The following is a 12807-nucleotide window of genomic DNA, read 5'->3' on the forward strand; positions in this document are numbered from 1 at the left end:
TAAAAGAAAACCGGAGTAACTCTCCGGTTTTCTTTTTTAACCATATTGCGTTATGATTGTTATAATAACATTGAATGAATTGATGCAACCATCAATTTAATTAATTATTCAATAACAATTTTTTTCGTAGTTTTCGTATTATGTTAGGACATCGTTTCATAAAATTTAATCCGGCGGATAATCAGCAATCTTTATTTGAGCAATTGCTGAATATTTTTACGCAGTTACTTACTTATACAAGTGGTGATGTTGCTGAAGCTTTACAATGGATGAATGAGTTAGATAAGCAATACCAATTAACCAATCCTGAATATGGAATGGGTGATTTTATTGAAGATTTAAAACAGAATGGATATTTACAGGAAAACACTGTTACAGGCAATTTTGACCTAACCGCCAAAAGCGAACAAACCATTCGTAAAAAAAGCTTAGAGGAAATTTTTGGTAAGCTTAAAAAAACAAAATCTGGCAACCATACCACTTTTAAACCGGGACAGGGCGATGAAATAAATCCTGAAACACGTCCTTTTCAGTTTGGCGATATGTTGGAACAAATTGATTTTACCCAAAGCATTCGCAATGCCCAAATTAATCATGGTATAGAAAGTTTTTCTATGCGTGAAGATGATTTACAAATACGCGAAACAGATTTCAAAACCCAAACATCCACCGTATTAATGATAGATATTTCACACTCTATGATTTTATATGGTGAAGATAGAATTACTCCGGCAAAGAAGGTAGCAATGGCTTTAAGTGAGTTAATTACTACCAAATATCCTAAAGACACTTTAGATATTGTAGTGTTTGGAAATGATGCATGGCCGGTTGAAATAAAAGATTTACCGTATTTGCAGGTTGGGCCTTATCACACAAACACTGTAGCAGGCTTAGAATTGGCCATGGATATTCTGCGAAGAAGAAAAAATCCGAACAAACAAATTTTCATGATTACCGATGGTAAACCAACTTGTTTAAAAATTGGGAAAAGGTATTATAAAAATAGTTTTGGTATTGATAGAAAAATTTTAAATCGTTGCATTAACCTTGCAGCACAGTGCAAAAAGCTAAAAATACCCATTACAACATTTATGATTGCATCCGATCCATATTTACAGAAATTTGTGCAAGAGTTTACTGAAATGAATCAAGGCAAAGCATTTTTTGCCAGTTTAGATAAATTGGGTGCATTCATTTTTAAAGATTTTGAAAGTGGCAAAAACAAAACCGTTTATTAGTTTATAGCAAGAAATAGAAAATAATTAGCAATGACAGATTATTCAAAAATTACAACTTTAGGAGCGTTAAAAAAATCGGGTTACAAGTCTAAGTCAGTTAAAGAAGAAATTCGCGACAATTTAATTGCCAAAATTCAATCAAAAGAAAATCCCTTTAGTGGCATATATGGTTATGAAGATACAGTAATACCGGATACTGAGCGAGCTATACTTTCCCGACACAATATTTTGTTTTTAGGATTACGTGGCCAGGCTAAAACACGCATTGCACGACAAATGGTTGAACTATTGGATGAATATATACCTGTAGTTGCGGGTAGTGAAATTAACGATAATCCATTTCATCCTATTAGTAAATATGCAAAAGATCAATTGGCTGAATATGGCGATGAAATGCCGATAACCTGGCTGCATCGCTCTGATCGTTATGGAGAAAAGTTAGCTACTCCCGATGTAAGTGTTGCCGATTTAATTGGAGATATTGACCCCATTAAAGCTGCCAATCTTCGCCTAAATTTTGCTGATGAACGAGTAATACATTATGGCATTATTCCCCGCAGTAACCGCGGTATTTTTGTAATTAATGAAATACCCGATTTGCAAGCTCGGATACAAGTTTCGTTATTCAATATTTTAGAAGAAGGCGATATTCAAATAAGAGGCTTTAAACTTCGAATGCCATTAGATATATTATTTGTTTTCACGGCTAACCCCGAAGATTATACCAATCGTGGTAGCATAGTTACACCATTAAAAGATAGAATTCAAAGCCAAATATTAACACATTATCCTAAAAATATAGAAACAGCATTAACTATAACAGAACAAGAGGCAACTATATTACCACAACAAGCAGAAAAAGTGAATGTGAGCGATTTGATTAAAAGACTAATTGAACAAATTGCTTTTGAAGCACGTAACAATGAATATGTTGATAAAAAAAGTGGCGTAAGTGCCCGATTAACCATTGCTGCATTTGAAAATGCCATTAGTAGTGCAGAACGAAGGGCTATTATTTTTAAAGAAAAACAAACACAGGTTTGGATTAGTGATTTAATGGGTACCATTCCTGCCATAACCGGAAAAATTGAATTAGTGTATGAAGGAGAGCAGGAAGGGCCATATCAAGTAGCACTGCATTTAATCGATCGTGCTATTAGAGCCCAGTTTGTTCAATATTTTCCCAACCCTGAAGCATTGAAAAAGAAAAAGCCGGTAGGCAAAAAGTCAGTAGAAGAAAAGCCCGAGGATAACCCCTATAAAGCCATTATACGCTGGTTTGATGCTGGAAATCACATTGATTTGATGACTGATATGCAAGACAATGATAAGATTGCTGCTTTATATAAAGTGGATGGCTTGTATGCATTAGTAAAAAAATATTTTCATTATGCGAATGAAAAAGAAAATGCCTTATTAATGGAATTTGTTTTGCATGGATTAGCCGGTTATTCTCTTATTAGCAAAAAAATGCTTGACGGTAAAATAGAGTTCAAAGACCTAATGGGTAGCATGATGAACCTAAATGCCATGAATTTTGATGAAGAAGATGAATTAAATGAGGATGACTTCAACTAAACATAGGCTATTACCCTTATAAGCAACCATGAACAAATACCCCATTTTTTTAATTATATTATTTTTTGCATACAATAATATAGCTAAGGGACAGTTATGTTCGGGAAGTTTAGGCGATCCTGTTGTTAATATTACTTTTGGAAGTGGCGGTGGCATAGGGCCTCCATTGCCTTATGGAGTAACTAATTATACATACGTGTCCAAAGATTGCCCTCAAGATGGGGCATATACTATTGCTTCTTCAACAGGTGGTTGTTTTGGCAACACATGGTTTGTATTACCGAAAGATCATACCCCCAATAGTGTTAATGGATACATGATGCTTATCAATGCTTCGTATGAACCAAGCGATTTTTATGTTGATACCGTAAAAGGATTATGTGCCAGTACTACTTATGAATTTGCAGCATGGCTTTTGAATTTAAATACACCTTCGGCATGTAGTGGTAATCCCATCTTGGCTAACGTTACATTTAGTATTGAAACCACTTCCGGTACTGTATTACAGCAATATTCTTCCGGAAATATTCCAAAAACCTCAACACCTACTTGGCGGCAGTACGGTTTTTATTTTTCCACACCTTTAAATACCAGCGATGTTGTAATTCGTATGCGTAACAATGCCCCCGGGGGGTGCGGCAACGACCTGGCGTTAGATGACATTACTTTTCGGCCATGTGGCCCATTGATTACCGTTTCAAATAACGGGCAAACTGCGAATACTAATATTTGTGATACAGTAAAGAATACAATAATATTAGATGGGAATATTTCTTCCGGTTTTTCTAATACACAGTACCAATGGCAAACCTATGTTAATGGAGGTTGGCAAGATATTAACGGTGCCACATCTTCCATTTATAGTAGGTTAGCTACGCCGGCTGGCGATTATCAATATCGTTTAGTGGTAGCACAAGGAAACAACATATCATTACCGGCTTGTAGGGTTGCTTCTAATGCATATACTATTCATGTTGAACCAAGACCATCCATTACAATTCGAACCAATAATGCAGGTTGTATAGGTGACAACTTGCAGGTAACTGCTACAAGTAATACTGCCAATCAGTTTGAATGGTATGGCCCTGCTTCTTTCCGGAGCAATCAATCAGGGTTTTCTATTGCAAATCTTACCCAGCAAAATGAAGGAAATTATTACGTTTATGCTAAATCTGATATAGGGTGTACCAACCATGATTCTTTATTGGTAAGTGTAAATGCAATACCGTTAGCCAATGCCGGTTCTGCTCAAACAATATGTGAAGGGAGTAGTGTAGTATTGCTTGGGAGTGGAGGAGAAAAATATCAGTGGCAACCTGCCAACTCCTTAACATCTGACACGATACCACAGCCAACTGCAACTCCAACAGATAGTACACTTTACCATTTAACGGTAAGTAATGGAAATTGTATTAGAACCGACAGCGTAATGGTGAATGTTTTGCATTTACCCAAAGCGAATGCAGGTAAAAGTTTCACAATTTTCGAAGGGGATCAGGTTCAATTAAATGGAACAATCGGTGGTGATGATGTTCAGTTTTTTTGGCTTCCCAATTACAATATTTCGAATTCCAATGTCTTAAATCCAATTGTTTATCCAACTTTTGATACGACTTATTATTTACATGTAGTATCGCAACAGGGGTGTGGCGAAGCTATTAGCAAATCATTCATAAGGGTGTATAAAAAAATATCTATCCCAAATGCATTTTCACCAAATGGCGATGGTATTAATGATTATTGGGAAATTAAAGATTTATATACTTACCCAACTGCTGAAGTAAATGTTTTTGACAGAGGTGGTCAAGTGGTATTTCATTCGGTGGGTTATAGCAATCCTTGGGATGGTACTATTAATGGAAGGCCGGTTCCCATTGGTACTTACTATTATGTTATTAATTTAAAAAATGGAACACCACCGCGTACAGGTTCAATTTTGGTAATTCGATAAAACAAATGCGATACCGCTACCAAACATTAACTTCACGCTCCAATACAATTCCAAATTTTTTTTGTACAGATTGAACAATTTTCTCTGAAAATTCAAAAACTTCTTTTCCTGTAGCCCCACCGTAGTTAACTATAACCAGCGGTTGAAGCGGGTTACAGCCTACATTACCTTCACGTACGCCTTTCCACCCGCATTTTTCAATTAGCCAGGCTGCCGAAATTTTAAAATGCATATCATCTAATCCAAAGCCCGGAATATCTTCATATTGTTCGCTTAAAACGTGTAATCGAAATTTTGAAATAGTAGGATTTTTAAAAAAGCTACCAGCATTGCCAATCTTTGCCGGATCGGGTAATTTACTGGTGCGAATTATATTAACTGCTTCAGCTAACTGTTGTATAGTGGGTTTTTCAATACCCATATGTTGTAACTGGTTTTGTAAACTTCCATAACCTATAATGAGTTTGGGAGTTTTACTAAGCTTTAAAGTAATGGAAATGACAATTGCTTTATTTTTATATGTGTTTTTGAAAATACTATCCCGATATCCAAAAGCACACTCTTTATTCGAAAAATGTTTGATGGTATTTTCATGTATTAAAAATGTTTCTACATTTTCTAGCACATCTTTTAACTCAACTCCATATGCGCCAATATTTTGAATAGGCGCTGCACCAACACTTCCGGGTATTAGGCTTAAATTTTCAATACCGGCATAATTATTTTGCAAACAATATTGTACTAAATCATTCCACTTTTCACCTGCAAAGGCTTTCACCCAAACATTTTCATTATCTTCTTTAATTACTTCAATTCCTTTCAATTGGTTAATTATAGTAAGGCCTTTAATATTTCCGGTTAACAATATATTACTTCCACCTCCTAAAACATAACACGGATGAAGTTTTTCACACATTTCAGATAATTGGGTAAGCTCATCTAATGATGAAAGTACAATGAAATTTTCTGCTTCTGCTGCAATACCAAAAGTGTTATAATTTAACAATGAAACGTTGTGGGTTAATGTAAGCATGAAAGAAGTTTAAATCAAAAAAATTAAAACCATTGTTGTAAAAAGTGTTGTATTGCTTTAGCTACACCATCATTATTATTAGTATCAGTTACATATTTAGCTACAGCTTTAACAGCATCGGGTGCATTTCCCATAGCAATTCCCGTACCAGCCATCGCAATCATTTCTTTGTCATTAAAATTATCTCCAATGGTAATAATTTCCTCAGGTTTAATATGATATTGTTGAATAATTTTTTCTACTGCTTTTGCTTTTGATACATTTAATGGCATGGCTTCTAAAAAAATAGGCTTTGATTTTGCCATGTTTAGCTGATTTGCAAATTGTGGTTGAACAGTTAATTCTAATTGCTGAATTGTTGCTTCATCTCCAATCATCATAATTTTATTCGGTCCAGTATTATCTTTTTCCCATTGAAGTACTGTTTCTGCAATGGGTTGTATAATAACCGGAACATCAGAAATTTTTTGTTCATTAATACTGTACTTACTTTGCTTTTCTGCGAACCATAATTCATCTTGATAATACAATGTAGTTAATGGGTATTGTTCAACTGCATTGTGTAGTGCAATTACAGTTGAAGTAGGTATGTTAGATTTGTATAAAACCTGATTGTTTTGTGCTATATAACCGCCATTTAATCCTATTGTAGGAGCAGATTCTAATCCAACAATTTTACTTATTCTACTTATTCCATGCACAGGCCTTGCTGACACTAATACAACCAGTATATTTTTTTCCTTTAATTGTTGAATTGTTTTAATTGTTGCATCGCTAACGGTATGATCTGATTTTAGTAAAGTACCATCAATATCAATGAAAACAGCTTTTAACATAGTATAAAATTTTTTTTTAATAATTCAATTTGTAAAAGTATTGTATCACTTTAACTTTAATAATGCGTGTGTTTAAAGAATAGGCAACTTAATTATTTTTTAATTCATATTACTTTTGTCATTTTTCTTAATTTAATAAGGATCTACATCAATTACCACTTGAATGCTTTTAAAAGGCTGTTGTGCTTTTAGGTTGTTTGTATTTTGTACAATAGCTTGTTTGCATTTTTGAACCAATGCATTGTTTTTAGGAAGTTTAATCAATAATTCCCATATATATAAATTTCTTATTCGTTCAATAATGGGCACAGATGGGCCATTGATGTAAGGTTTAAATTGTGTAGATAATAGTTGCTGAAATTTAATGGCAGCCTCTTCGGCAATGTTTTTGCTTTTGTGTTTAAATGTAATTTTTATGAGTCTTGTAAAAGGCGGGTAATTATAAAGCTTTCTGCTTTCTAATTCAAAATTATATAATGCTTTGAAGTCGTGGTTTTTAATAAAATTCAATACCGGATGTTGTGTATTATTCACTTGTATAAGTACAATGCCTTTTCCGTCTTTCCTTCCTGAACGGCCACTAACTTGTTCCATTAACTGAAATGCTCTTTCATTTACTCTAAAATCGGTAAAGTTTAAAATACTATCTGCATCTATAATACCTACCAATTGTACATTTTCAAAATCTAAACCTTTTACAACCATTTGTGTGCCAACCAACACATCAATTTTATGTTGTTCAAATTGTTGAATTAGTTTGTCGTGGTCATGTTTTCCTCTAACTGCATCCAAGTCCATTCTGGCAATTTGCGCATTGGGTAATGCTTCAACTAGTAGTTCCTCAATCTTTTCCGTTCCAAAATTTTTTTGAATGAAATGTTGACTACCACATGCCATGCAAGTTTGTATTACCGGATAATTTGTTCCACAATAATGACAAATTAATGTGTTTTTTGCTTTGTGATAGGTAAGGGTAACGGCACAGTGTTTACATTGAGGAATCCACCCGCATGTTTGGCACATTAGGTAAGGGGAATATCCTCTTCTATTTTGAAATAAAATAGCTTGTTTTTTTTGTTGAATGGTTTGTTGTAATTGTTGCATTAGCGTTTCACTTACTGCAACTTTCCCTTTCTGTTTACTATGGTTTCTTTTTAAATCTACTATTTCTATTGATGGCATAGCGGCATCGCCAAATCGTTGCAATAATTCTACTAAGCCATATTTTTCTGTTTGGCAATTATAATAGGTTTCAACTGAAGGGGTAGCGCTACCTAATAACACTTTGGCATGTGTTAATGTGCCTAAATAAATAGCAGCATCTCTTGCATGGTAGCGTGGTGCAGGATCTTGTTGTTTAAAACTATTGTCTTGTTCCTCATCAATTATAATAAGTCCTAAATTTTTAAATGGCAATAGAACTGCTGAGCGAGCACCTATAATAACTGCTGATTCTCCATCCTTCACTTTGTTCCAAATCTCAACTCTTTCATTAGCATTAAATTTTGAGTGGTATACCGCAACATATCCACCTAATGAATCTTGCAACCGTCTTATAATTTGAGTAGTTAAAGCAATTTCGGGTAGCAGGTATAATACTTGTTTACCTATTTCAATAGTTTCTTTTATTAACTGAATATATAGTTGTGTTTTGCCACTGGCAGTTACTCCATGTAGCAAACAAACTTGCTTTTGTTGCCATACTGTTTTTATTTGTTGCAATGCAGCATTTTGTATGTCGGATAGTTTAAAGTTGGGTTGAATATTTTTGGGTAGTTGTTTTACTCTGTCAACTATTTTTTTTTGAGCAACAAGCACACCTTTGTCAATCAATGCTTTTAGTTGTGCTGCACTAGCCCCTGATTTTTTTAGTAATTCACTTTGTATTACTTCACCATTTGTTTTTGCAAAATGTAAATAGGCTAAAAGCAATTCTAATTGTTTGGGTGCTTTATTCCATTGGTTTAACAATTTTTCTAATTCAGTTTCATTGGTATAGGGAGTTTGTAACTGTATGAATGTTTCAGTTTTGGGTTTATATTTATCTTGTAAACTTTCCCAAATAAAACAGGCTTTTTTATCTATTAATTTTTTGATAACTGGATATACATGATTGGAAGCTAAGATTTGTTGTACTTCTGTTAAACGAAGTTCTTTTCGTATTTCTAATGCTTCAGCCAATAAAAATTCATCATCAGATAATTCCACACCATCTATAATAAACCCCTCATTCCAAATAAGTATACTTTCGCCACTTAATTTTAAATGTGCGGGAAGGGCGGCTTGCATTACTTCACCTTCACTACATAAATAATATTGTGATAACCATTCCCAAAATTGTAGTTGTGTTTCATAAATTACAGGTAATTCATCTAAAACATTAAGTATGGGTTTGGGTTGAAATAGTTCCGGCTTTTGTTGATGCACCTTTTTTACTATTCCAGCATATTTTTTGTTGCGCAAAGCTACTTCAACACGAATGCCTTTTTTTACAGCTACCTGAAATTCCGGTGGGACTTCCCATGTGTAAGTATTGGGTAATAGAATGGGTATAATTACATCGCAATAAACCGAAGTGGTGGAAGAAGTAATTGAGGGGTACGATGTGAATGCTACTAAATTCATAAATCTTTATACAGGCAATAATCCCTTCAAAATGGGATGACCATTCTAAACATTAAAGTTAAGTTATTTACTTGAGTTATTGCTTGAAATGCTATTCTGGTTGTATTGTAAAATCGCAGCCTCCATTTTTTGATAAACTAGTTGTTTTAATGTTTTTACGCTAAGGTTTTTATCATTTTGATCAAAAATAACAGGTGTTAAAAAAACAGCTTCTGTGGTTCCGGGACTTAGTTGTAAAAAATACTCCGGTGGCATACGTTGTGCGGTTTTCAAAAATATGATTGGTTGTATGGGTGTATTGGTTTCAATAGCAATTCTGAATGCACCATCGTAAAAATCTTTTAAAGGTTGCCCTGTTTCATTAAATGTTCCTTCCGGAAAAATGAAAATTGACAAACCGGTTGCAATTGTTTTTTTTAACGCCTGATAACTTTTTGCTCTTTCTTCTGCACTACTTCTTTTTACCAATATAACTGCACATTTATAAATGTAACCAAATACTGGAATTTTTACCATTTCGTATTTGCCTAAAACTCTATATGGTTGTTTTAACGAATGGATGATGGTTGGGATGTCTATATATGAAGTATGATTGGCCACAAAAATATACTGATGTGTTTTAATGGGTATGGATTCGTAAATAATTTTGTGCTTTATACCAATTAAACCATACCAAATTTTACCCCATATTCTTGCAATAGCATATACTGCATTGCCTCCTTTTACACCAAATAAAGCTACAAAAGCAATAAATGGGAATGCAATGAGCATTAATATGATAAAAATAATTAGTGCATAAACTGAATATATAGTTTGTAAAATTTTTTTCATTTGAATTTTTCTAGAGTCATTTTGATTTAAAATATAAAAATATCTCTAGTAGACTAAATTATTTTTATAGTAATATTTTTCGGAAAATTAAGATTTGTCAGTTTTCTTTTTTCAAATATGCCATATAATGTGCTACCACTACCACTCATGGCTGCATACAAAGCGCCATTTGTGTATAACTGTTCTTTTAGCTTGGCTAAATCTGGATGTTGTTTGAAAACAGGGATTTCAAAATCGTTTACCAAATTATTTTTCCATTTTGTAATATCCTGTTCTACAATATCTAATAAATTCATCTTAGGCATTGTAGGTGTAATTTGTTGAAATGCCCAAGCAGTACTTATGTGTATGGATGGAAACAAAAGAACAAATTGATATTGTTGTAATGGCAATGTTATAGGCTGTAATATTTCGCCACGTCCTTTAGCTAGTGCTGGTTCATTTAGCAAAAAAAATGGGCAATCACTACCAAGAAACAAGGCGTATTTTTGTAGTTGCTGATTTGTTAACTTCAATTGAAAATATTCATTCATTAGTTGTAATACTGCTGCAGCGTCAGAACTGCCTCCGCCCAAACCTGCGCCCATAGGAATGGCTTTGTGTAAGTGCATTTTTATGGAAGGAATATGCGGAAAATCTTTTTTCAATAATTCATATGCTCTTACACATAAATTGGAATTCGTATTCCCGGGTATTGTTAGTCCGGTGGTAGTAAATTGAATATTAATGCTTTCGTTTTTTGTGGGTATTATTTCCAAAGCATCATGCCATGCAATGGGGTAGAAGATTGAATCAATTTCATGGTAACCATCTTCCCTTTTTTTAGTAATGTGTAAGCCTAAATTTATTTTACAATTGGGAAAAACTACCATTGAATTGGAATAAGGAATAATTATATAATTATAGCAAAATCATTTTCTTCTGTTAATTTCATCGCGTATAGCAATAGCTTTTATGTAATCTTCATGCTCTAAAACATCATGTAACAAGCGTTGTAATTCTTCTAAATTCATGCTGGCCAAATCAAGTTCACCTTCTTTATGAGGTTCTTCCATACCAACGGCCTCCATTTTTTGTGGCTCACCGGAAGGTTTATCATCCATTAATATACCGGCATTTTGTAAAATATGTTCATAAGTGTAAATCGGGCAGCCAAAACGAACAGCTAAAGCCAAAGCATCACTCGTTCTGCTATCAATTTCAACCGTATCATGCTCGGAATAACATACTAGGTTTGAGTAGAAAATGCCTTCTTGCAAATCGTTAATAATTACTTCTTGTAACTCAATGTTAAAGGCGTTCATGAAGTTTTTCATTAAATCGTGGGTTAGCGGGCGACTTGGTTTCATGTGTTCCAATGCAACTGCTATTGCCTGAGCTTCAAAACCACCAATTACAATTGGTAATCTACGTAAACCATTCACTTCTCCTAATACTACTGCATAGGAGTGTGTTTGGGTTATACTATGTGAAAGGGCAACAATTTCTAACTCAATTTTTTTCATATCCCCACGAAAATAAAATAATTTTTAAAATTTATTGCAGGCATAAAAATAAAACTTCCTTTTTTAAAAGCATTGTAATTTCTTTTCTTTACAAAAAATAACTTTTTAGTCTATTTAAATCATCTTTAAAATACTTTTTTTAAAGCGCCAATTGTAATATTGCAATATTTATCACTTTTATTAAAAAAATTAAACTTTTGAATCATAAACAATGAAAAGTATTTTGTAAAAAAATAAAATACGTAAAAAGGTTGTGATTAATCTGTTTCTTTGAGCATTCTATTAAATATCCTCTTATTATCAATTTAAAATCAATTGTAATTGTATAAGATAGTAATAACTTTATATATATTCGTAACCTTTTTTTATATAGTGTTTACGCGACAGCCTGATTATTTTGATAGTGAAACTACTTATGGTACTATTAGAATGAAAGATACTGCCAACCAGTTAATTCCTTTTGCAATTTTTCATGTTGCTTCAGATAGTTTTTCTGTAAAGGCTGCTTATCCATTTTTAAATTTAGTAAGTGGGCAAAGGGTAATGATTATTTATAACACTGCTAAGCCTAATAATGCGGCAGTTTATAGGAGCTGGGGTTATTGGTTTAAATGGGATGAAATATTGGGTTCTATTTTAATTGCACTTGTTTTTTGGGGTGTTGCTGTTTTGTTGAACAAAAACCCTGTTGAAGAAAGCTTAAGGGAACAGATGACTATACAGGAAGTAACTTCAAAGCGAAAATATGATTGATGGTTGAACTGACTTATCGTTTAAGGAATCGTTTCATATCGCGTTCAGCATCTTTTTGTTTAATGGATTCTCTTTTATCATGAAGTTTTTTACCACGGGCAAGTCCAATTTCTACTTTTACTAAATTATTTTCATTAAAAAATATGCGTAAGGGTACTATGGTATAGCCTTTATCTTTTAGTTTTAGTTCCCACTTTTTTAGTTCTCTTTTTTTTAATAGTAGTTTTCTGTCTTGTACTGCAATATGATTATTGTGTGTTCCTAATTTATATTCAGCAATATAAAGGCCACGTAGCCATAGTTCACCTTTGTCAAACAAGCAAAATGCATCATTAAAGCTCACTTTACCTTCTCTAATACTTTTTACTTCGGTTCCTAATAATACAATGCCTGCTACTAATTTATTTTCAATAGCATAGTTAAAAAAAGCCTGTCTGTTGTTCATTTCTTTTGCCAT

11 protein-coding genes are annotated in these 12807 nt (G+C 33.4%); 4 read left to right on the plus strand and 7 right to left on the minus strand.

Features of this window, described 5'->3' with window-relative positions; all coding sequences use genetic code 11:
- Positions 1-140 precede the first annotated feature (140 nt).
- The 3 genes from ACP5P5_RS08525 to ACP5P5_RS08535 are packed head-to-tail and all read left to right on the plus strand — an operon-like array spanning position 141 to position 4767.
- Complete coding sequence (locus ACP5P5_RS08525) at positions 141-1238, plus strand: vWA domain-containing protein (RefSeq protein ID WP_428285683.1); 1098 nt, start codon at positions 141-143, stop codon at positions 1236-1238.
- A gap of 30 nt (positions 1239-1268) precedes the next feature.
- Positions 1269-2816, plus strand: a complete 1548-nt coding sequence (locus tag ACP5P5_RS08530; protein ID WP_428285684.1) for a sigma 54-interacting transcriptional regulator — start codon at positions 1269-1271, stop codon at positions 2814-2816.
- Positions 2817-2844: 28 nt separating this feature from the next.
- On the plus strand, positions 2845-4767 hold the full coding sequence (locus tag ACP5P5_RS08535; protein ID WP_428285685.1) for a gliding motility-associated C-terminal domain-containing protein: 1923 nt from the start codon (positions 2845-2847) through the stop codon (positions 4765-4767).
- Positions 4768-4783: 16 nt separating this feature from the next.
- On the opposite strand, the gene murB is transcribed toward ACP5P5_RS08535, so the two are convergent.
- From murB to ACP5P5_RS08565, 6 genes are all read right to left on the minus strand, one after another.
- Positions 4784-5800: a UDP-N-acetylmuramate dehydrogenase gene (gene murB, locus ACP5P5_RS08540; protein ID WP_428285686.1), complete on the minus strand. Its 1017-nt coding sequence runs from the start codon at positions 5798-5800 to the stop codon at positions 4784-4786.
- Positions 5801-5823: 23 nt separating this feature from the next.
- Positions 5824-6636, minus strand: coding sequence for a Cof-type HAD-IIB family hydrolase (locus ACP5P5_RS08545; RefSeq protein ID WP_428285687.1), 813 nt, complete (start codon positions 6634-6636; stop codon positions 5824-5826).
- 132 nt (positions 6637-6768) lie between these two features.
- Positions 6769-9261: a replication restart helicase PriA gene (priA, locus tag ACP5P5_RS08550; protein WP_428285688.1), complete on the minus strand. Its 2493-nt coding sequence runs from the start codon at positions 9259-9261 to the stop codon at positions 6769-6771.
- 63 nt (positions 9262-9324) lie between these two features.
- A complete protein-coding gene (locus ACP5P5_RS08555; protein ID WP_428285689.1) occupies positions 9325-10092 on the minus strand; it encodes a lysophospholipid acyltransferase family protein in 768 nt (255 codons plus the stop codon).
- A gap of 53 nt (positions 10093-10145) precedes the next feature.
- Positions 10146-10964: a 4-(cytidine 5'-diphospho)-2-C-methyl-D-erythritol kinase gene (gene ispE, locus ACP5P5_RS08560; protein WP_428285690.1), complete on the minus strand. Its 819-nt coding sequence runs from the start codon at positions 10962-10964 to the stop codon at positions 10146-10148.
- A gap of 39 nt (positions 10965-11003) precedes the next feature.
- The gene (locus ACP5P5_RS08565) at positions 11004-11597 is read right to left on the minus strand and encodes a bifunctional nuclease family protein (RefSeq protein ID WP_428285691.1); all 594 of its coding nucleotides are present in this window, start codon (positions 11595-11597) and stop codon (positions 11004-11006) included.
- A gap of 372 nt (positions 11598-11969) precedes the next feature.
- On the opposite strand from ACP5P5_RS08565, the gene ACP5P5_RS08570 reads away from it, so the two are divergent.
- On the plus strand, positions 11970-12350 hold the full coding sequence (locus tag ACP5P5_RS08570; RefSeq protein WP_428285692.1) for a hypothetical protein: 381 nt from the start codon (positions 11970-11972) through the stop codon (positions 12348-12350).
- Between the two features lie 13 nt (positions 12351-12363).
- Here ACP5P5_RS08570 and smpB read toward each other — a convergent pair whose 3' ends face one another.
- Positions 12364-12807 carry an SsrA-binding protein SmpB gene (gene smpB / locus ACP5P5_RS08575; protein ID WP_428285693.1) on the minus strand — a complete coding sequence of 148 codons (444 nt, stop codon included), beginning with the start codon at positions 12805-12807 and terminating at the stop codon, positions 12364-12366.

The sequence above is a fragment of the Hydrotalea sp. genome (genome assembly GCF_049968455.1).
In the GTDB taxonomy this organism is placed as follows: Bacteria; Bacteroidota; Bacteroidia; order Chitinophagales; family Chitinophagaceae; genus Hydrotalea.